This window comes from Leptothoe sp. PORK10 BA2 (assembly GCF_034932105.1).
Taxonomy (GTDB): Bacteria; Cyanobacteriota; Cyanobacteriia; order Phormidesmidales; family Phormidesmidaceae; genus Leptothoe.
This window is the reverse complement of sequence record NZ_JAYGIG010000124.1, coordinates 1-19,534: the sequence shown is the minus strand read 5'-3', so window position 1 is coordinate 19,534 and position 19,534 is coordinate 1. Positions and strand designations below refer to the sequence as shown.

Here is a 19,534-nt window from a genome sequence, read left to right as displayed (position 1 = left end):
AATGGCCATTAACCAAATCGGCCAGAGACATAATCGCGGGTGTACTCTTCCCGAGGATTGCTAAAGATGGTCTGGGTGTCGTCGTATTCCACCAGGTAGCCCATCTTGCCGCCCGCATCAGTGGCCTGGGCATTGAAGAATGCAGTCTTGTCGGACACCCGGGACGCCTGCTGCATGTTGTGGGTAACAATCACCATGGTGTAACGCGCCTTCAAATCATGCATCAGCTCTTCCACTTTCAGGGTGGAAATCGGGTCCAGAGCGGAGCAAGGTTCGTCCATTAGAATGACTTCGGGTTCAATTGCGATCGCACGGGCAATACACAAACGCTGCTGCTGCCCCCCCGATAGACCCAGACCACTTTCCTTGAGCTTGTCCTTCACCTCATCCCACAGGGCCGCCCCCTTAAGGGAATTCTCCACCAGCCCATCCATATCCCCTTTATAGCCGTTAATCCGAGCACCAAACGCAATATTCTCGTAAATCGACTTAGGAAAGGGATTAGGCTTCTGGAACACCATCCCCACCCGACGCCGTAGCTCCACTGGATCAAACCGCTTGATGTTTTCTGCATTGAATGAAATGTCGCCATCCACACGGGCCGCAGGGATCAGGTCGTTCATGCGGTTAAAACAACGCAACACGGTACTCTTACCACATCCAGATGGACCAATAAAAGCAACAATTTGATTGCGAGGAATATCTAAGAAAACGTCTTTAACCGCCAAGTTAGAGCCGTAATAGACTGAGACTTTTTCGGCCTTCAGAGCTACATCAGTCATAGTTTGAGTACGTGTATCTTGCATAGTTCAGTATTCCTGCTAATACCCAAGGTCTAAAAGAATGGTTGCAATGGTTACCGGGTTTGCTGGAAACGATTGCGTAGATAAATTGCGATCGCATTCATCAGCAGCAGCATAACCATCAAGACAATGATTCCGGATGCTGCAAGGTTATGAAACTCAGCTTGAGGACGTCCAACCCAGTTAAAGATTTGAATTGGCATCGCCGTAAACGGGCTTTGTAGACTGCTAGGCGTTGAGCGAATAAACGCAACCGCACCAATAGCAATTAAGGGAGCCGTCTCTCCGATCGCCCGAGACAATGACAGAATCACCCCTGTCAAAATACCCGGCATCGCGCTGGGTAAAACATGATTCGAAACGACCTGCCACTTATTGGCTCCCAAGGCAAACCCCGCCAGACGCATACCATTGGGCACTGCCCTAAGGGCTTCTCGGGTCGCCACAATAATTACTGGCAAAATCAGCAATGAAAGCGTTAAGCCGCCTGAGAGCACACTGTTACCACCCGTAATCGGCTCAAGCAGACGCTTAAAAACAGCCAAGCCTAGCAAACCATAAATAATGGAAGGCACACCCGCCAGATTGCCAATGTTGATTTCCACCAAGCGGGTAAACCAGTTATCAGTAGAAAATTCTTCCAAATAAACAGCTGCTCCAACACCGATAGGGAACGATGTTGCTGCTACCACCATCATCAACCACAATGTGCCAAAGAAAGCGGGCTTAATACCAGCATCCTCAGCTTTTCGTGACGAAAAGGAAGTCAAAAAATTAAGATTTATAGTCCCTAAACCATCGATCAAAATCGTAAATAAAAGCCAGCCCAATATCAAAACAGCAACAATCGTGGCTGTCCAGGCAGCTGTTGCAAACATTTTGTCCAGATTGTAGCGGCCCGATAGGTTCTGATCAAAGTTACCACCTGCTACATCTTTTCCTTTCGTCCCTTGAGCCGTCATGTCCCTACATTCCTACTTGCATAATTTCTCTATCGCTGACCAAAGCCCTAGAACCAGATTCGCGAGCAGCCTCAAGCCAAGCTTTAGTCATACTTTTGACGAAAACGACGCACAAACCAGAAACTAAAGATATTCAGAGCTAGGGTGATCAAAAACAGCACCATACCCACCGCGTACAAAGTCTCGTAAGCAATGGTGCCGTGGGGAGCATCTCCTTTTGTAACCTGGACGATGTAAGCCGTCATTGTCATAACAGGCACAAATGGATTAAAGCCCAAGGTGGGGTTTGCACCTGCGGCTAATGTCACAATCATGGTTTCACCAATCGCGCGGGACGTAGCCAAAATCAGTGACGAAACAATCCCAGATAGCGCCGCAGGCAACACCACCGACCAAACCGTTTCACGCTTAGTTGTCCCCAACGCATAGGCGCCATCTCGCAGGGACTGAGGAACAGAATAGATGGCATCCTCACTCAAAGACGCGATCAGGGGTGTAATCATAATCCCTAGAACAATACCTGCACTCAGACTGTTAAAACCCTCCACAGGGGGCAGAAACGACCGCAAAAAAGGTGTGACAGTTAGGAGCGCAAAATAACCGTAAACTACCGTTGGAACCCCAGCCAAAATCTCTAAAACAGGCTTAAGGATTCGGCGTAGTTTAGGACTGGCATATTCACTGAGGCAAATAGCGGCCAATAATCCCAAGGGAAGAGCCACCAAAATCGCAATAAAGGTAATCATCAGCGTGGCGCTAATGAGAACGAAAACCCCAAACTGTTTACTGGCAAATAAAGGTGTCCAACGGCCAGCGGTTAAGAAATGAAAAATACCTTGAACATAGGAGACGGACTGACCATCCTTTGACAACTCTGCTGGCAGGTCTCCAAAAAAAGAAATGGTTTCAAAAATCAGCGTTCCGATAATACCAATGGTGGTGAAAATCGAAATCGCAGCAAATGCACCAAAAATGGCCTTGACAATTAATTGAATAGCTTGAGAACGACTACGATTCGGTTGCCAAGCACCTGGGGCAATATCGGTTATGGGAAGCTGGACTGTCATGGAAAAAGTTCTCAGCGCAGGGCGGGGCTAAACTTGGAAAACTGATCAAACGATGCTGAATGATATCTATGCAAGGAGAGCTGGGAAGATGTTCACTCTCCCCAGCTATTATTACCCAATCAGGCAGAGTCCTGATCGCCTGCAAACTCTACAGGTTAGTAGGATCGGTACCGAGCTTACCTTCATCCACACGCGCCTTAGAATTGGCCAAGATATCATCGGGCAACGGCACATAACCAGCATCGCTAATCAGTACGCCATTCTTAGGATCTAGCATGAAGTCAACATATCCCTTCACCTGAGGCTTAGAATCATAAGACTCTTTCTTCACATAGAAGAACAGAGGACGAGCCATGGGGTTGTAGGAGCCATCGGCAATAGTCTCAGCAGAAGGCGCAACACAATCACCCGCTTCATTCTGGATCTCAACTGCTTTCAAAGCACCTGAGTTCTCTTCGAAGTAAGCGTAACCCAAGTAACCGAGAGCACCCTCATCACTAGTTACACCGTTAACAATAACGTTATCGTCTTCGCTAGCAGTGTAGTCACCACGACTTGCACCCTCTTCGCCGTTAACTTCGTCAGTGAAGTAGTCGAATGTACCAGAATCAGTACCAGGACCATATAAACCTAGGGGCTTATCGGGGAAAGATGCGTCTACCTGATTCCAGTTGGCAACCTTACCTTCAGCCTCAGGAGACCACATGGTCTTGAGCTGATCTATTGTCAGGCACTGGGCCCAGTCGTTAGCCGGGTTAGTCACAATGGATAGACCATCAAAAGCGACAGGCACCTCGATAAACTCAATACCTGCTGCTTCGCAAGCTGCAACCTCTTCATCCTTGATCGGGCGAGACGCGTTAGAGATATCGGTTTCACCAGCGCAGAATTTCTCAAAACCGCCACCGGTACCAGAAACACCCACAGTAACATTGACAGCAGCGTTAACGTTGCTGAATTCCTCACTCACAGCTTCTGCAATGGGGAATACGGTACTAGAACCGTCAATTAGAACGTCACCAGATACTTCACTAGACGCAACCTCGGCACCATCTTCAGCGGGCGCATCTGCAGTATCCGTAGTTGTGCCACCGCCGCAAGCAGCTAGACCAGTCAATAGAGCCAGCAAAGAGACTAAGTGTGCGTAGCGCATTTTCCGTGCTTTAAATTCCATGATTACCTTAGACTGAACTCCTCACTAAGAATGTCTGACAACATTCTTAGTGCAAACTACCGAGTCAAGGTAAAGGCAAGGTTAAGGATATTGGGAAAAAGCCCATAACCTATCATGATTTATTCCCTACTTTTGTGCTTTTGAGAACGAAATTAATGTAGTTCGCGATACATTGGACCGCTCTCAATGTCCATTAGGTCTAGTTTTTTTAGATCGCAGTGGGGGGAGAATGTGCCACGGTGGAGGTGATATATTTATATTCTCCCCTGACTAAATTTACTTCTTTTTTCTAGGTCAGATGGATGTCTGCCAGACCTCTCCCATACCTATAGATCTCTGTCTGTGAGGTCGTTGCACCTCGGCACGTTGGTCTAGCTACGATACTTATTTGCTGTGGCCCTGATGCCCCTGATTCACCAAGATGCACTTTGTAATTTATGACGGCGACTGCAACCTTTGCACCACCCTAGTGCAGTTTTTGGGGTGGCTCGATCGGGGGCAGCGGTTTCGCTATGGTGCCATGCAGGATACGGAGCTGCTCAAGCAGTTCAACGTGACAGCGGCTGACTGTGAATTAGGCATGTTACTGATTGACGCAGCTGAGCCGATGAAGCGGTGGCAGGGCAGTGATGCGGCTGAAGAAATCGGGGCATTGTTACCGACAGGGGCGCTATTTCTGGCGGCCTATCGAGGGTTGCCGGGGTTAAATCGCGCGGGGGATCGAGTGTATGGGTCTGTGAGGGATAACCGATATAGACTTTTCGGTCGCCGCTCCTCTACCTATGAATCCGCCTACGGCATCTGTCAGTCAGATCGATGTGAGCACTATTTCTAGGCGCACTTATTCCTAGGCGCACTATCTTTAGGACGGTTGAATGTCTTTTTGGGGGCGTTTTGTGGTCACGGCCTAGTAACCAGGTTATGGCCCAGCAAAAATAGCATCTTCTAAATCTTGGCGACTGAGGGAGTATTTAAAGCCGCGTTGAATATCTTCACCGCCGTTGCCCGCATCCAGATAGCGCACGATGATCGAGTCGGTTTCTAGCAGCAGGTCTGCTCGCCAAGCGATCTTCGTAATTTCCCAACGGTTGAGTTCTGAGCGGTCCTGTTGTCCCCCCTGTTGGGTGAGCCATAGCTCAATGTCAGGCAGGGTGTGGTTGTAGAGGGGGGTGTCTGCTGAGGGGAGGGCCATAGATGGTTTTCTGGGTGTTTTTGGATGTTTTGCTGGTGGTGTAGTGAAGATAGGGGCTGGGGCTATAGGGCAGACAGGGTGAAATCACTGTTTGCTAGGCCCAGGATAAATACTAGGACCAAACAGCCGGCAAAGGTAAGTCCCAATATGAACAGGGCAAAGATTTCCCCTGCTGAGAGGGGTCGATCCTGGGGGTCAAGGTAGCTATATCGGGATTCAAAGGGCTGATTTTTTAGGGCCCCATCCCTAAATTCCTGGGGGGATTGGCTCACGTAAAGGCGTGAATAGCCAATTTGTATGTCGTAGGTAATGCGCTGTTCAGGATTGCTGAGGATGCCATAGGCTTCGTTGAGGGCCTGAAACTTTTGGGTTGCGATCGCAGCCGCCAATGCCGTCGTATCAGGATGATAGAGCTTACTCAACTCCCAATAGGCTCGGCGAATCTCCTGGGCAGAGGCCGTGGGTTTTACCCCCAGGAGATCGTAATGATTTTTCGGACTATCGTCGGAGTCGCTGTTTGTCATATGTATGTGTAGGCCAATACCTCTGTCGCGCCGCTGTTTGTCATATCTATGTGTAGGCCAATACCACTGTCGCGCCGCTGTTTGTCATATTTTCCAGGCCTATGCCACTGCCTCTAATTCCCCATGGCTGCCCCCAGCGCGGGTCAGGCGAATCTGGGCCAGGGTAAACACCACCGGCACCACGCGGGTATAGTTGGAGGCGACGGCCCGCCAGCCCAGATCGACTAAAAACCACGTCCATAGGGCCGGACCTAAGCAGGCAAAAATACTGCGCACCGCACCATAGCGAGCGGCGTTAATGGCCATACCCCGAGAGGCCAAATGGATCGCTGTCCGACCTTGCACCTTGGCCCCCCAGGTGGCGGCCCCCCGAAGGGTTTGTTTGGCCACCTCATAACGGGCAAGCTGGAGGGCAAACTGTTGAGCGATTTGCTGCATCAGCCAGGGACGGATGACCGAGCTAATGGCCACGGCACTGCTCCCCTTGAGCACCAACGCCATAGGGTTTTGCTGTAGTTGGGGAGATAGCTGCTGGAACTGTTCTGCCTGGGCCAGTTCACTGGTCAACCGTCGCTGCAGCTGTTGCTGCTGATGCGGGGTGAGCCGTCGCCAGGTTTTTTCCAGCAGCTGTAAAAAGATTTCGGCTTCTAGATCGAGGGTAGATAGGCGAGGGGACAGCTGTAGCTTGAGGTGCTGGCTCAGCTGTAGCAAAATCTGCCGATAGCTCAGCTGCTGGCTTTCTTGCCGCAACACCGTCAGCCCATCGGCGGCGAGGTAGCGGACACGGGACTCAATCTGGGCCAGACGTTGGTTGCGATCGCAAGCCTGCACCATCTGTGGGGAGGGGGTACACCAGTAGTCTAAAGGATTAAATTTGGGCCGAAACAGCACCTCAGCCAGTGCCGCCAGTTCATCATGGGTTGCTAACTCTAACCCCGTCCTGAGTTCATCCACAGATCAGCTAATCGCTCCAAGCAACAGCAGAATTTGCCTTATTCTACCTAGTTCCTAGGGAAAACGGTGTAGCCAAACCACCAGATATCAGCTCTCCAAAACATATGGAGCGTTGGCTTGCTCGTTGGCCCCCTACCCCGGATGTCCTAACTCCCTGACGCCCTATTTTTCCAGTCGCACCGCATACCACTGCCACGTCACCCCTGGAGAAACCTCAAACTCGCAGCCCGTATCCCGCAGATGCTGAGCCTGCTGATCGACCAAGGCAAACTTTTGTAAGTCCCTAGGCAGAGGATCAGGATATTGTTCCAACATAGACTTAAGCTTTGCCAGTAGCTCATCAGGTTCGAGAAACACCTGTTCGCTGCCAGGAACGAGCAAAACGAACATATCTTCGCTGTACATGGTGGCATTTGCCATGGCCTTACCTCCCTTCATAAGGGTTGAACCCCCTCATCCTAAAGGGTAAATCCAGGAAACATCGCGTTTCGTTCCATCTGGTTTTTTAAGCATTAGATAACATTTGGAAGCAGAATAATCATTCAGAAAACAGTTAGCAGTGATACCATTAGGCATACACCACTATTCCGAGCGGATTACCGGACAATCAAATCTAACGATTTAATGGGGAATACCATTGCTAGTTAGCTCGCTGACTACAATTATTCTTTCAAGTTCGGTTTCCGAAGCCTCTAAATTCATTTTCTGGTTCATTTAATTGGAAAGGATTTAGATGTCGCCTGCCATGGCTACCCTTGGCATCAACCTTCGGGATTTTGTTCATTGTTCTGCTATCGACCGCTCCATCATGGTTCAAGCTCCGATATTTCCTGCGCAGACAGCTAATTCAAGTCAAGCGCCAACTCCAGCCGTACAAAAGGTTTCCAAGCTCGAAGGAATTAAGGAGCGGAGCCAGTTTCTGAGGGAACCGGTAGCCACCGAGCTAGCCCAGGACACCACCCACTTCACGGAAGAAGGTATCCAGATCCTGAAATTCCATGGGTCTTACCAGCAGGACAACCGGGATAACCGGGCCAAGGGGCAAGAGAAGGACTACCGCATGATGTTGCGGACCCGAAATCCAGGGGGCTTGGTATCACCAGAGCTATACCTGACCCTAGATGAACTATCGGATAAATATGGCTATGGCAATATCCGCGCCACCACTCGCCAAGCCTTTCAGCTCCACGGCATTCTAAAGAAAAATCTCAAGGCCACCATGGCGGAAATTATCCGCAGCCTGGGGTCCACCCTAGGGGCCTGTGGCGACCTTAACCGCAATGTAATGGCGGTGCCCGCCCCCTTTAAAGACAAGCCTGAGTATGTGTATGCGCGGGAATATGCCAATCGGATTGCTGACCTGCTGACTCCCCAAACTCCCGCCTACTATGAGATTTGGCTGGATGGGGAAAAGGCCGTAACCGCAGAAGAACACCCAGATGTGGTAGCCGCTCGCCAGCGCAATGGCAATGGCACCATCATCCATGACAGTGTGGAGCCGATCTATGGCACCCACTACATGCCCCGAAAGTTTAAGTGTTCGGTCACGGTCCCCGGCGATAACTCCGTGGATGCCTATACCCAGGACGTCACCCTGGTGGTCATCGTGGATGCTAACAAGGAACTCTTGGGCTTTAACGTGCTGGCCGGTGGCGGCATGGGACGCACCCACAATAAGGAAGAAACCTTTGCCCGCGTGGCCGATGAGATTGGCTACGTCGATAAGGCGGATATTTACGATCTGCTCAAGGCGATTGTGGCCACCCAGCGAGACTATGGCAATCGGGTGCAGCGCCGCAATTCCCGCATGAAGTACTTGATTAACGACTGGGGTGTAGAGCGCTTCCGCGCCAAGGTAGAAGAGTACTTTGGCAAGAGCATTCAACCCTACCGAGCCTTGCCTGAGTGGAAATTCTATGACTACCTGGGCTGGCATGAGCAGGGGGATGGCAAACTGTTCCTCGGGGTGCACATCGAGAACGGTCGGATCCATGACCGGGGGGCGTTCAAGATTAAGTCAGCCCTGAAGGAGATTGAGCTGCGCTATCGTCTGCCCATTCGCCTGACGAGCAATCAAAGTCTGCTGCTGACGGAGATTGAGCCAGCCCATAAGGATGAAATTGATCGCATCCTGAGCAGCAACGGCATTGATGCGGAAGATCAGATTAATCTGCTGCACCGCTACGCCATGGCCTGCCCCGCCCTGCCCACCTGCGGTTTGGCGGTCACGGAGTCAGAGCGGGTCATTCCTAGCATTTTGGATCGCATCCAGGCGCTCTTGAATAAGATGGGGCTGCAGCAGGAACACTTTGTGATCCGCATGACCGGCTGCCCCAATGGCTGTGCCCGTCCCTATATGGCGGAGCTAGGGTTTGTGGGCAGTGCCCCCAATACCTATCAGCTGTGGCTGGGGGGCTCCCCCAACCAAATTCGGTTGGCCCAGGCCTACATGCAAAAGATGAACATTGACGATCTGGAGAAGACCCTGGAGCCCATGTTTGCGTTCTTTAAGAAGGGACGCCAACCGGCGGAAAGTTTTGGGGACTTTTGCGATCGCATCGGCTTCGAGGCCCTGCGGAACTTCTCTGAATCCTATGTACCCGCCAAGGGGGCATCAGGTCGGCGCAGGCACCGGGTAGGCCTTTCCGGCGATATTTACCTGCAGCTCAAGGAATCCGCCGCCGCCCAGGGCCTGAGCATGGCTCAGCTTGCAGAAAGTGCCATCGCCGCTTATCTGCAAGAAAAAAGCAACTAAGGAACCCTTCGGGCTTGCCATGGCTAAGTTCACCAGTACTCCAAATCGATGTGTCCTGGTTGAGGGCGAAGAGATTTGGGTTAGCCGTAGCGTTACCGTGTTGGCTATTTTAATCGTCATCTGCGACGGTAACGCTTACGTACCCTTAAATAAGCGCGGTCCTGATCTGCCCTCTGAGGTGGGCAAATGGTGCTTAGCTGGCGGCTACCTGGACTATGACGAAACCATTGGTGATGCCATGATGCGAGAAGTTTGGGAAGAGCTGGGACTAGACCTGCTGGACCTCCAGGCCAACCATCACCTAGTCGGATGCCTGGAACAACCCAGCCTTGTATTTAGCGAACCCCGCCGCCGCCAGAATGTCTCCATGCACTATCCCCTGATGGTGTTTCTCCAGCCTGGAGCCAAGTTACCAAACTTAACTCCCCAAGTCAGCCAGGGAGAGGTGACTGATGTGGGCTGGTTTCCCTTAGAAGAGGCCCTAGGGATGGACCTAGCCTTCCGGCATCAAGACTGTTTAAGTCGCTGCCTCGCCCATGAATTTGCTAGCATTTGGCCACCGTCAGATGCATCCCCAGCTACGCCTTCAGATCCGTCTGCAAAATGAGCGGTGGGCTGAACCGCAGGATGGTTTCAGCTACTTCTTTCCACTGTTTAAAGCTATGCCTTAAAGCTATGCCAGATCTTTCCCAGCCACCCCAACAACTTGTCCAAGAGCAATCCCAATCCCTAAGCACCGCCCATCTTTTCAGTCAGTACATGCTGCAAGATCAGATGCGCGATCAGGTTTTTATGGCCTCCCTAACCACCTTCAGATCCGAACTGCAGCGCATTAAAAAATCCGCCAAACTACGCCATGCCAGCCTTGACTGGTACTTAACCAAGCTCCGTGAGTTAAGACAGCAGTTTGATACCTACGTCGGTACGCTAAGGAAAAAGGGCTTAATTCAGTTCACATTACCCATGGAATTGGCCCTGTTTGCCACCCGAGCCCAGTGGTTTTTCCACTACCAAGGGCCCCAAATTCGCAACGGTTGGCAGCAAGCGGCCCAAGGCTTTCAACAAATTTCGTCGCCGGATGAGTGATTCAACCCTGCAGCCCCCGTGGCCTTAGCCCGCATGGAGCTGCATATTCACCAGCCCCAAATCAAAATAGTCTGGATCGAAGTCACCACCCAATTCATCCCATCTACTGAGGTGCTCTGGATCGGCTGGATCATCTAAAATTTCCAGCAGTCCGTTATAGCCCCAGATCCCACCACTACCTTCTGGCGGACAGCGCAGCTCTCCAGTAACACAGTGGGGATAGTTTCCCTGGGGATCGGCCGGTAGAACCATTTCCACCTCCAAAGTATGAAACCAGCCATCCCGTAGGTCATAGACATAGCAGAACCGGGTTAAATCATCCCTGATGACTTCATTCAGGGGCATCTGCAACAAACCGGGCTCAGTATCAGAACGCTGTTGGCCAATGCGATAGTGATAATTGGATAGATTTTGCCAACCCATGGCAATCTGCACAATGCGGTGCAGCTCTTCTAGACTGGTGGCGGCACTGACCAATAGTCGTCGCCAGATAGGCGGTTGGCTGTCGGTAAGGGTGAGCTTTAGTTGATAGATCCGATCATTATTTGCCATTAAAGATTGGCTCCATGTGCGTCCAGCCAATCTTCCCCGAGCTGAATCGTAATATCTGAGTCGAGATTGCCTGTACTTTCCACTCGTACCTCGCCAACGCCCAAAAACTGCTGCAGCATGGCTGCACTGGCCCGGTCACCCCGCTGGGCCACAATGCGAGTTTCCGAGAGGACCTCGTTCAAATCCTCGCCCACAATCACATTCGGGTAACCACTGTCGTACAAACTATCCACTAACGATTGAATCGCCACATCATCGCCCGTACTATCCTCAATCACCACCTGGAGGTAGGACGGACTGGTGGCTTCCATCACCTCGGACGATTCCAAACCAAAATATTGCTCCACCATAGTGTCGATCATGGCATAGTTCGGCAGCCAGTAGCTGAGTTCATAGTCGTCAGGACTGCTGAAGTTGCCCGGTAGCATCAACATCTGGACATCGGAGCGATTGGTTTGGGAGCCATAACCCACCAAAGCCACCAATTCTTCCACCGACAGATTGGTATCTACATGGGACTGAATCACCGATAAAATTTTGGGTAGTCGAGAGATGGTTGCCGGGTTTAAGGTTTGCTCAATCACCGCTCGCATCATCGTTTGCTGCCGCTGCACCCGACCAATATCACCATTCTCGTCGTAGCGAAACCGTAAAAATTGCATGGCCTGATTGCCGTCTAATTTCTGGCGACCGGCTTTTAGATTGATATATAGGTGCTGGCTATCATCCTGATACTTCATATCTTTCGGGACGTTAACCGTCACACCACCCAAAGCATCCAGCAGCTTTTCCACCCCCTGCACATTGATCCGGACGTAGCGATCAATGGCAATTCCCCCCAGCAGTTCACTGATGGACTCCGCTGTTAGGGCGGGACCACCCTCCCGATTGGCCTCGTTGATTTTGGTTAAGTTCCCATTCACCAGAGCCCTGGTGTCCCGTGGAACTGACATCACCACCATTTGCCCCGTGCGGGGGTTAAACCGCAGTAGGAGCATGGTGTCCGATAGCCCTTCAAAGGAATTAACCAGGGCATGATAGCCCAGGTTTTCAGCACCAGGAACGGGCTCGTCGAGATCCGAGGTCAACACCTTCACCCCCAGCACCAAAATATTGACCGGTCTGGTCAGCCGTGGCAGCCGCAAACTACTGGTGGAGAGCATGGGATCTCCCTCACTGAATATCGCTGCCTCCTCAGGCGAAAGCTGACTTTGGAGTAGCGGCTGGCTGTTCATGGACACGGCCAGTAAAGCACCGGTCCCCGCCGAGATCGTTGCCACACTGGCTAGGGCTACCGTAATCCATGCCCACTTAGGAAGTCCTAGCCAGCCACGTCCCTGGCGTTGCGGGGTTGCTTTGGCCTTTTTCGGGGGGGTAGCCGACGGCTTTTTACGGTGTGGGATGGACACGGAATAACCTCGAACCTGGATGTTGATTAAAAACGGTGGACAGGGAAAAACGGTGGACGGGGAATGAGCAACAATAATGTAGACGTTAGTGTAGCGACTATTTGCCCTTCATAGCTGGTTACTATGGCTAATTAATCTAAAAAAGTTAGCTGCCTAGCTGACGGCCATGATCATGGACTAAGCAACGATCGCCCCCTTGCCGGGATCAAACAGCATTACTTGAAGGGTTTATGGCGCTCAAGTTAGGAGGGCAAACACCAGAAATGCGCAACCCCCTTGCCTAGGGCTATCTGCCTTGGAGTTGCTTCAGGTTGCCCAGGCTGATTAATTTTTAGCAGCATGGTAGCAATATTGCTCAGAAAAGACGGATCTTTTCAAAACGCAACACTCGTTAATTTGGCCCAGTTAGTCCGGCAAACGACGACTCAGACGAGTGATCCCCGGTAGCTTAGGCGAACGTCCCCTAGACACCTGTAGCATCAGCCACAGATTGGTGATGAAATAACCACTGCCCACAACGCTACTGGCAATCCAAAATCGGAGGGTGGCCATCTGGGAAAATTCGCTATGGGCACCAGCGCTTAGTAGCACGGTAGCCAACAGCCATCCCATGCCTAAGACAATGGCTAAGCGACTTACCTGTTTCAATTGAGGTTGGGATTGTTGATGGGTGCCGTAAAGGGTCCACAGAGAGGCAGGCACCCCAAACACGGGCACTAAGTTTAGATAAAGGCGTAGCCGCAATGGGGCGTTAGATGACGAAGGTTTCACAAATCACATTTATCGGATAGTTAGCCGCAAGCTGAGGATAATTGCTTAAGAATAAGCACAAGATATAACAATGGGGGTTAGACACTGTGGGCCTCAAAATATCATTGGGGCTATTCTTCTTTGGGTTGTTGGACGATAGCTCGTCAAGTTTGCCATTGGCCTTGTCAGCAATAGCCTCCAGAAGTCTACGATTGCCCCCACATTAATCGTTTACCTCAAGTCCACTCTAGGTGCATGACTGAACGTCATCTTAAGTGATCGCCATCTTAGGCTGCTTTGGCGTTGAAACTACTTCCCTTGGCAGCAATTCTAGCAAGCCGGTGGTATCGCCATCGGTGTAGCCCGGAGTGGTTTGTTGGCTCGCTTTGCAGCAAGAGTGTTCCCAGTCGTCTTGCAACCCTTCAAGGTGGTTGGCTTTAGTATGGCTGAGGGGATGACAGGCATGATTGAAGAGATTGGCAGGTATATTTCGACACCAACAAAGTCATTCGCGCGAGTTTTGACCAAGCTGTATTCCCAAAACACTTGTGTGTTAGCACAAAACAAATAAAATGGCTATGATCAATGGTAGGATCCTCTGCTAAAAATGCTTGTTTCATGAGCATTTTAATAAACTGAGAAAATCACCGATCCGATCCCCACAGCGTAGCGAAAATAGCGAAAATGATGCTTGAAAAATATCGTGAACATGTAGATCAACGGGCAGCATTAGGCATTCCTCCGCTACCGCTGAATGCTGAGCAGACAGCTGATCTGTGTGACTTGCTGAAAAACCCACCTGAGGGTGAAGCTGAGTATTTGATGGAGTTGCTTTGCGATCGCATCCCCCCCGGCGTCGATCCCGCTTCCTATGTCAAAGCATCTTTTCTCACCGCCATTGCCAACAGCGAAGCCACCAGTCCCCTAGTCTCCCCCCTCAAAGCGGTGCAGCTCCTCGGCACCATGCTGGGCGGATACAACGTGCAATCGCTAGTGGACCTGCTCAAGTCAGACAGCACCGACATTGCCACCGCCGCCGCCACTGCCCTAAAAAAAACGCTGCTGATATATGACGCCTTCAATGACGTCCTCGAACTGGCCCAAAGTAATGGCCAAGGCAGCGACTATGCCCAACAAGTGGTAGATGCCTGGGCCGCCGCCGAGTGGTTCACCAGTAAGCCCGAAGTACCCGATAGCATCACCATCACCGTATTTAAAGTGCCCGGTGAAACCAACACCGACGATCTGTCCCCCGCCCCCCACGCCACTAGCCGCCCAGACATTCCCCTCCACGGCCTGGTAATGCTGGAGTCCAGCATGCCCAACGCCCTCGAAATCATCGCCGAGCTAAAAACCAAGGGCCATCCGGTGGCCTATGTCGGCGACGTCGTCGGCACCGGCTCCTCCCGTAAATCCGCCATGAACTCCGTCATTTGGCACGTGGGTGACGACATTCCCCAAGTGCCCAACAAACGTACCGGGGGCTATATTCTGGGCGGTAAAATTGCCCCAATCTTCTTCAACACCGCCGAAGACTCCGGGGCATTGCCCATTGAGTGTGACGTCTCCCAGCTCGCAACCGGCGACATCATCACCATCCACATCGCTAAAGGCAAAATCACCAAAGATGGCAGCGTCATTTCCACCTTCAGTCTCACCCCCGATACCCTGCTAGACGAAGTCCGAGCCGGGGGCCGCATTCCCCTGATGATTGGCCGAGCCCTGACCGACAAAACCCGCGCCGCACTAGGCCTAGAACCCAGCGATGTCTTCGTCCGTCCCGCCATCCCAGCTGACACGGGCAAAGGGTATACCCTGGCCCAAAAAATGGTCGGCAAAGCCTGTGGTCTGACCGGTGTCCGCCCCGGCATGTCCTGTGAGCCCCTAATGACCACCGTGGGCTCCCAAGACACCACCGGCCCCATGACCCGCGATGAGATGAAAGAGCTGGCCTGCCTTGGCTTTAGCGCCGGTCTAGTGCTGCAAACCTTCTGCCACACCGCCGCCTATCCCAAACCTGTAGATGTGGAAACCCATGCCACTCTGCCCGACTTTTTCTCCTCCCGAGGTGGAGTAGCCCTCCAGCCTGGCGATGGCATTATCCACTCCTGGCTCAACCGCATGCTAATGCCCGATACTGTGGGTACCGGCGGCGATTCTCACACCCGCTTCCCCTTAGGCATCTCCTTCCCCGCTGGCTCTGGTCTGGTGGCCTTTGCCGCCGCCATCGGAGCCATGCCGTTAGATATGCCTGAGTCTGTACTGGTCCGCTTTAAGGGAGAACTCCAGCCCGGCATTACCCTGCGGGACGTTGTCAATGCCATTCCCTATGTAGCTATTCAAAAAGGTCTGCTCACCGTCGAGAAGAAAAACAAAAAGAACGTTTTCTCTGGCCGCATCATCGAAATGGAGGGGCTGCCTGACTTGAAGCTGGAGCAAGCCTTTGAACTCACCGATGCCACCGCCGAGCGTTCCGCCGCAGGTTGCACCATCAAGCTCAGCGAAGACACCGTTGCCGAGTATCTGCGGTCCAATGTGGCCCTCATGAAAAACATGATTGCCCGGGGCTATGCCGATGCCCGCACCCTGGCCCGCCGCATTGCTGCCATGGAAGAATGGCTGGCCAACCCCAGCCTGATGTCAGCCGACGCTGACGCTGAATACGCTGAGGTGATTGAAATTGACCTCAACGAAATCAAAGAACCCCTGGTGGCAGCCCCCAATGATCCCGACAACATCAAAGCTTTGTCAGAAGTTGTTGACGACAAAGTGGACGAGGTATTCATCGGTTCCTGCATGACCAATATTGGCCACTATCGAGCCTCAGCCAAGGTGCTGGAAGGGGCAGGCACTGTGAAGGGGCGTCTGTGGATTTGTCCCCCCACCCGCATGGATGAACAGCAGCTGCGCAAGGAAGGCTACTACAGCATCTTCGCCGCCGCTGGAGCCCGCACAGAGATGCCCGGCTGTTCTCTCTGCATGGGCAACCAAGCCCGAGTAGAAGATGGGGTAACAGTCTTTTCCACCTCTACCCGTAACTTTAACAACCGCATGGGTAAAGGGGCTCAGGTTTATCTAGGCTCTGCCGAGCTAGCCGCAGCCTGTGCGTTGTTGGGGCGAATTCCCAATATGACAGAGTATTTGGAAGTTGTTGCCAAGAAGATTGATCCTTTTGCAGATGAGCTATACCGCTACTTGAACTTCGATCAAATCAAAGGATTTGAAGATGAAGGTCGGGTAGTCTCCAAGGATGAAGAGGAGAAAATCGAGAAAGCAGCAATCTCCGCCAGTTAGAAACATCTTTTAAGACAAGAGACAAAACAAGAGATAAGACAAGAGACTGCCTGGATCAGTCCTGGTCTATTGAGCCAAAACGATAAACCAAGGAGGTAAATAGATGAGTACCCCACTAACCAATCAAACCTGTATTCCTTGCAGTGGTAAAGTCCCCCCCGTCAGCGAGTCTGAAGTAACCGAGCTCAAGCCCCAGATCCCGGAGTGGGACATCATTTCAACAGATGGAGTCGACCAATTACAACGGGTTTATCACTTTAGAGACTTCAAAACGGCCCTAGGGTTCACCAACCATGTGGGTGCTCTAGCCGAAGCAGGGCAACATCATCCAGCGTTGCTGACGGAATGGGGCAAGGTGACCGTCACCTGGTGGACCCATGCCCTAAAGGGACTCCATCGCAATGATTTCATTATGGCAGCCAAAACAGATGACATTGCCCGGGGGTTAACCAGTGATACTCCAGCCCCTTCCCACCAGGATGATTGAGCCTAACTCAGACACGGGCGGGGTGGCGTGATGAATCTGTGGACGCCGGATACCTATACCAAGGCGTGGAACTTTGCGGCGGATGCCCATCAGGGTCAGCGGGTGCCGGGAACTCAGCGGCCTTACATTAACCATCTGGGCAATGTGGCCATGGAGGTAATGCGGGCAATTGCGTCAGGGCCGACGGTGCAGCAACCCGATCTAGCGGTGCAATGTGCCCTGCTCCATGACACGATTGAAGATACAACGGTGACCTATGAAGTCGTTGAGGCCACATTTGGGCTCGAGGTCGCGGCAGGGGTCGCGGCATTGAGTAAGAATCCGAACCTACCCAAGGCGGAGCAGATGGCGGATAGTTTGGCTCGGATTCGGCAGCAGCCTGAGGAGGTGTGGATGGTAAAGCTGGCAGATCGGATTAGTAATTTGCAACCACCACCGAAGCATTGGGACCGAGAAAAGATTGTGCGGTACGGGTCGGAAGCCCAGGTGATTTTGACTGCGTTGGGTGAAGCGAATGGATGGTTGTCGCAGCGATTGGCAGAGAAGATTGCTGTCTATAGGGTTTACGGTGAGGCTGGTTAGAGGTATTCGAGGACTCGCGTACCCATAGAGAAGAGAATAACCTCTATGAGCCTAAATTCACCGTTTCAATCAAGGGGCAAATATCCCCTAGTGACGGTTGAGGCTGATCAGACGCCCACCGGTCACGATAACTCTCCAGCTCTGCCTTAAACTCAGTCATCTGAAGAATTTGAGCCTCTAGCTGAGCAATTTTTCCCTGCAGCAATGACTGGACTAACCCACAGGGAGTATTTCCCTTGTGATGTAGATTGAGGACTTCGCCAATCTCTTCTAACGAAAAACCAATGGCCTGGGCTTTTTTGATAAACTGCACCTGATGAACTGCTTCAGACGAGTAATGACGATAGCCATTGTTACCCCGCTGAGCATGCAATAGCCCCAAACTCTCGTAATAGCGTAGGGCACCGATGGCCACATCGGTTTGTTTAGATAGGGCACCAATTTTTAAGGTAGTTGTCATGATTCATGCTGCTGACAGAATTAAAACTAGTTTCAATATATCGTCTTAACCCTAAAGTGAACTGTAGAGTTTAAGGTATCCATAGAACAGTGCTGTAAGGTCAGCCCTTGTTAAAGTAAGGATGATGGTTGAAACGTTGACTGATTTCAATTTCTACGGTCTAGGGTCGACATGCTGCTGGGAAAGGATCACGGTGAAACTGCAAGGGGAGAATTGATGCGCCAAATATGGCCATGGGCCACTGCTACGATCCCTGGTATACCACTGGCCTATCCAGTGTTTGCCCACTCTGGAGAACTTCACGGGCAACCGACGCCAGAGACCGCTGCCCCTGACGATCATATTGCGGCAGATGATGCCGACCTAGCAGCACAAGATCTGAATACGGAGGCTTCAACCTTGGCGGAGTCAGCGGCTGTGGTCAGCGAACCAGTGATGGCGAAAATAGGACCAACAGTTGGATTGGGTGAAGCCCTATTGGGCTTGATTATCGTTCTCCCCTGGCTGTTAATGGTACTAAGGAAGCAACTCCATCCTCAACCGCGTCCATGAATACTGACAAAATTCGGTCGTGAACCAAAGAAGTGTGGGATAGGTCAAATAGATAAACTCTCAGCCACACGCCTGTCTACACTTCAGCGGTCGAACGTTTGAGTTCAGGCGTCGCGTGAAGCCAAGCGGAACGTGAGTCGCTTGCAAGCCGTTGTTAGCTGGCTCTTCACTTGCACGATTACTGGTTTTCATGGGCATCGTGATGTTCAGCTAGTAATTGCAAAAACCGCATACCGGCCAGTATCTGATCAATCCGCTCCTGAGTGAGTGACCCGATGTATTCACCTAACTGCGTCTTAGTCACTGTTGAGACCTGTGAAACGACCACGATACTTGGCTTAGGTAAATTGGCTTCACCAACTTCAAGCCGCACATTCCCCGGTAAGTTGGCTCGTTTTGCATTTGTCGTCAAGCCACAAACCACTACAGTGTCAATGCGGCTGCGGTTTAAGATGTTATCCTGAATGACGACCTGAGGATGGGCAATGCTTGATTCGGGCCCACTCGGCCTATCGAATGACATCCAGTAGATATCACCTTGATTGATGAGCATGTACTCTCCACGATTTTATCTCGGACTCACTTCGGAGAACGATTATATATGGTCACGTCGATCACCAGTTTAGGCAAATCTGCTATCAAGCCAGACAGCTAACGGCTCAAATCAGCGGCGGCAGATAACCTCGAACTCAGCATCAACGACCCTCAACCGTCCGCTACATTTGAATTTATGGGGAGACGGGGATTAAACGAGGAGACGAGGAGACGACTATGCATTGGGAGACAGACCAGATGTCTAATAACATATCGTACGCTCCTCACTCCAAATCAGGCCCATGTTCTTAGAAAAGCTTAAAGTAAAAAAGAGGGACAGCTTACCCGGACTAGAGGACGACTATGCAGCGAACGTCAGTTGAATGACTACTAACAT

21 protein-coding genes are annotated in these 19,534 nt (G+C 51.6%); 8 read left to right on the top strand and 13 right to left on the bottom strand.

The genetic code is table 11. The features are described 5' to 3' along the window. Window positions 1–8: 8 nt before the first annotated feature. The 4 genes from pstB to VB741_RS19580 form a co-directional block, all read right to left on the bottom strand. Complete coding sequence (gene pstB, locus VB741_RS19595; protein WP_442786400.1) at window positions 9–806, bottom strand: phosphate ABC transporter ATP-binding protein PstB; 798 nt, start codon at window positions 804–806, stop codon at window positions 9–11. Window positions 807–856: 50 nt separating this feature from the next. Continuing rightward, window positions 857–1,765: a phosphate ABC transporter permease PstA gene (pstA, locus tag VB741_RS19590; protein ID WP_323366888.1), complete on the bottom strand. Its 909-nt coding sequence runs from the start codon at window positions 1,763–1,765 to the stop codon at window positions 857–859. An 83-nt stretch (window positions 1,766–1,848) separates the two neighbouring features. Further along, window positions 1,849–2,832: a phosphate ABC transporter permease subunit PstC gene (gene pstC / locus VB741_RS19585; protein WP_323366887.1), complete on the bottom strand. Its 984-nt coding sequence runs from the start codon at window positions 2,830–2,832 to the stop codon at window positions 1,849–1,851. 148 nt (window positions 2,833–2,980) lie between these two features. Next, complete coding sequence (locus VB741_RS19580; RefSeq protein ID WP_323366886.1) at window positions 2,981–3,985, bottom strand: PstS family phosphate ABC transporter substrate-binding protein; 1,005 nt, start codon at window positions 3,983–3,985, stop codon at window positions 2,981–2,983. 442 nt (window positions 3,986–4,427) lie between these two features. Here VB741_RS19580 and VB741_RS19575 point away from each other — a divergent pair, with 442 nt between their 5' ends. Beyond that, window positions 4,428–4,841, top strand: coding sequence for a thiol-disulfide oxidoreductase DCC family protein (locus VB741_RS19575; RefSeq protein WP_323366885.1), 414 nt, complete (start codon window positions 4,428–4,430; stop codon window positions 4,839–4,841). Between the two features lie 84 nt (window positions 4,842–4,925). Here VB741_RS19575 and VB741_RS19570 read toward each other — a convergent pair whose 3' ends face one another. The 4 genes from VB741_RS19570 to VB741_RS19555 form a co-directional block, all read right to left on the bottom strand. Continuing rightward, window positions 4,926–5,198, bottom strand: coding sequence for a DUF3143 domain-containing protein (locus tag VB741_RS19570; protein WP_323366884.1), 273 nt, complete (start codon window positions 5,196–5,198; stop codon window positions 4,926–4,928). A 62-nt stretch (window positions 5,199–5,260) separates the two neighbouring features. Further along, entirely contained in the window at window positions 5,261–5,722 is a 462-nt protein-coding gene (locus VB741_RS19565) for a J domain-containing protein (protein WP_323366883.1), read from the bottom strand. Window positions 5,723–5,821: 99 nt separating this feature from the next. Next, entirely contained in the window at window positions 5,822–6,676 is an 855-nt protein-coding gene (locus VB741_RS19560) for a YaaW family protein (protein WP_323366882.1), read from the bottom strand. Between the two features lie 162 nt (window positions 6,677–6,838). Then, complete coding sequence (locus VB741_RS19555; protein WP_323366881.1) at window positions 6,839–7,096, bottom strand: chlororespiratory reduction protein 7; 258 nt, start codon at window positions 7,094–7,096, stop codon at window positions 6,839–6,841. 388 nt (window positions 7,097–7,484) lie between these two features. Here VB741_RS19555 and sir point away from each other — a divergent pair, with 388 nt between their 5' ends. The 3 genes from sir to VB741_RS19540 all read left to right on the top strand — a co-directional run bounded on the left by sir (window position 7,485) and on the right by VB741_RS19540 (window position 10,517). Then, complete coding sequence (gene sir / locus VB741_RS19550) at window positions 7,485–9,431, top strand: sulfite reductase, ferredoxin dependent (RefSeq protein WP_442786403.1); 1,947 nt, start codon at window positions 7,485–7,487, stop codon at window positions 9,429–9,431. A 19-nt stretch (window positions 9,432–9,450) separates the two neighbouring features. Then, window positions 9,451–10,038 (top strand): NUDIX hydrolase, encoded by a 588-nt coding sequence (locus tag VB741_RS19545; protein WP_323366879.1) that lies wholly within the window; start codon window positions 9,451–9,453, stop codon window positions 10,036–10,038. Between the two features lie 68 nt (window positions 10,039–10,106). Next, entirely contained in the window at window positions 10,107–10,517 is a 411-nt protein-coding gene (locus VB741_RS19540) for a hypothetical protein (protein ID WP_323366878.1), read from the top strand. Between the two features lie 24 nt (window positions 10,518–10,541). On the opposite strand, the gene VB741_RS19535 is transcribed toward VB741_RS19540, so the two are convergent. From VB741_RS19535 to VB741_RS19525, 3 genes are all read right to left on the bottom strand, one after another. Further along, on the bottom strand, window positions 10,542–11,069 hold the full coding sequence (locus VB741_RS19535; RefSeq protein ID WP_323366877.1) for a plasmid pRiA4b ORF-3 family protein: 528 nt from the start codon (window positions 11,067–11,069) through the stop codon (window positions 10,542–10,544). After that, entirely contained in the window at window positions 11,069–12,478 is a 1,410-nt protein-coding gene (locus tag VB741_RS19530) for an LCP family protein (RefSeq protein WP_323366876.1), read from the bottom strand. Before VB741_RS19530 ends, VB741_RS19535 begins: the two co-directional genes overlap by 1 nt. A 405-nt stretch (window positions 12,479–12,883) precedes the next feature. Beyond that, window positions 12,884–13,249 carry a hypothetical protein gene (locus VB741_RS19525; RefSeq protein WP_323366875.1) on the bottom strand — a complete coding sequence of 122 codons (366 nt, stop codon included), beginning with the start codon at window positions 13,247–13,249 and terminating at the stop codon, window positions 12,884–12,886. A gap of 666 nt (window positions 13,250–13,915) precedes the next feature. Here VB741_RS19525 and acnB point away from each other — a divergent pair. The 3 genes from acnB (at window position 13,916) to VB741_RS19510 (ending at window position 17,591) form a co-directional block, all read left to right on the top strand. Then, window positions 13,916–16,522 carry a bifunctional aconitate hydratase 2/2-methylisocitrate dehydratase gene (gene acnB / locus VB741_RS19520; RefSeq protein ID WP_442786402.1) on the top strand — a complete coding sequence of 869 codons (2,607 nt, stop codon included), beginning with the start codon at window positions 13,916–13,918 and terminating at the stop codon, window positions 16,520–16,522. Between the two features lie 103 nt (window positions 16,523–16,625). Beyond that, window positions 16,626–17,009 carry a 4a-hydroxytetrahydrobiopterin dehydratase gene (locus VB741_RS19515; RefSeq protein WP_323366873.1) on the top strand — a complete coding sequence of 128 codons (384 nt, stop codon included), beginning with the start codon at window positions 16,626–16,628 and terminating at the stop codon, window positions 17,007–17,009. 30 nt (window positions 17,010–17,039) lie between these two features. Continuing rightward, window positions 17,040–17,591, top strand: coding sequence for an HD domain-containing protein (locus VB741_RS19510; protein ID WP_323366872.1), 552 nt, complete (start codon window positions 17,040–17,042; stop codon window positions 17,589–17,591). A gap of 43 nt (window positions 17,592–17,634) precedes the next feature. On the opposite strand, the gene VB741_RS19505 is transcribed toward VB741_RS19510, so the two are convergent. Beyond that, window positions 17,635–18,051, bottom strand: a complete 417-nt coding sequence (locus VB741_RS19505) for a heavy metal-responsive transcriptional regulator (protein ID WP_323366871.1) — start codon at window positions 18,049–18,051, stop codon at window positions 17,635–17,637. Window positions 18,052–18,222: 171 nt separating this feature from the next. On the opposite strand from VB741_RS19505, the gene VB741_RS19500 reads away from it, so the two are divergent. Then, complete coding sequence (locus VB741_RS19500) at window positions 18,223–18,603, top strand: hypothetical protein (RefSeq protein WP_323366870.1); 381 nt, start codon at window positions 18,223–18,225, stop codon at window positions 18,601–18,603. Between the two features lie 178 nt (window positions 18,604–18,781). Here the strand turns inward: VB741_RS19500 and VB741_RS19495 are convergent, their stop codons facing one another. Further along, window positions 18,782–19,156: a type II toxin-antitoxin system PemK/MazF family toxin gene (locus VB741_RS19495; protein ID WP_323366869.1), complete on the bottom strand. Its 375-nt coding sequence runs from the start codon at window positions 19,154–19,156 to the stop codon at window positions 18,782–18,784. Window positions 19,157–19,534: the final 378 nt, after the last annotated feature.

Coding starts and splice junctions, on each gene's coding strand:
- acnB (WP_442786402.1), top strand. CDS start 13,916: ATGCTTGAAAAATATCGTGAACATGTAGATCAACGGGCAGCATTAGGC.
- VB741_RS19580 (WP_323366886.1), bottom strand. CDS start 3,985: ATGCGCTACGCACACTTAGTCTCTTTGCTGGCTCTATTGACTGGTCTA.
- VB741_RS19565 (WP_323366883.1), bottom strand. CDS start 5,722: ATGACAAACAGCGACTCCGACGATAGTCCGAAAAATCATTACGATCTC.
- VB741_RS19540 (WP_323366878.1), top strand. CDS start 10,107: ATGCCAGATCTTTCCCAGCCACCCCAACAACTTGTCCAAGAGCAATCC.
- VB741_RS19500 (WP_323366870.1), top strand. CDS start 18,223: ATGCTGCTGGGAAAGGATCACGGTGAAACTGCAAGGGGAGAATTGATG.
- VB741_RS19545 (WP_323366879.1), top strand. CDS start 9,451: ATGGCTAAGTTCACCAGTACTCCAAATCGATGTGTCCTGGTTGAGGGC.
- pstB (WP_442786400.1), bottom strand. CDS start 806: ATGCAAGATACACGTACTCAAACTATGACTGATGTAGCTCTGAAGGCC.
- pstA (WP_323366888.1), bottom strand. CDS start 1,765: ATGACGGCTCAAGGGACGAAAGGAAAAGATGTAGCAGGTGGTAACTTT.
- VB741_RS19555 (WP_323366881.1), bottom strand. CDS start 7,096: ATGGCAAATGCCACCATGTACAGCGAAGATATGTTCGTTTTGCTCGTT.
- pstC (WP_323366887.1), bottom strand. CDS start 2,832: ATGACAGTCCAGCTTCCCATAACCGATATTGCCCCAGGTGCTTGGCAA.
- VB741_RS19495 (WP_323366869.1), bottom strand. CDS start 19,156: ATGCTCATCAATCAAGGTGATATCTACTGGATGTCATTCGATAGGCCG.
- VB741_RS19535 (WP_323366877.1), bottom strand. CDS start 11,069: ATGGCAAATAATGATCGGATCTATCAACTAAAGCTCACCCTTACCGAC.
- VB741_RS19505 (WP_323366871.1), bottom strand. CDS start 18,051: ATGACAACTACCTTAAAAATTGGTGCCCTATCTAAACAAACCGATGTG.
- VB741_RS19515 (WP_323366873.1), top strand. CDS start 16,626: ATGAGTACCCCACTAACCAATCAAACCTGTATTCCTTGCAGTGGTAAA.
- sir (WP_442786403.1), top strand. CDS start 7,485: ATGGTTCAAGCTCCGATATTTCCTGCGCAGACAGCTAATTCAAGTCAA.
- VB741_RS19570 (WP_323366884.1), bottom strand. CDS start 5,198: ATGGCCCTCCCCTCAGCAGACACCCCCCTCTACAACCACACCCTGCCT.
- VB741_RS19510 (WP_323366872.1), top strand. CDS start 17,040: ATGAATCTGTGGACGCCGGATACCTATACCAAGGCGTGGAACTTTGCG.
- VB741_RS19575 (WP_323366885.1), top strand. CDS start 4,428: ATGCACTTTGTAATTTATGACGGCGACTGCAACCTTTGCACCACCCTA.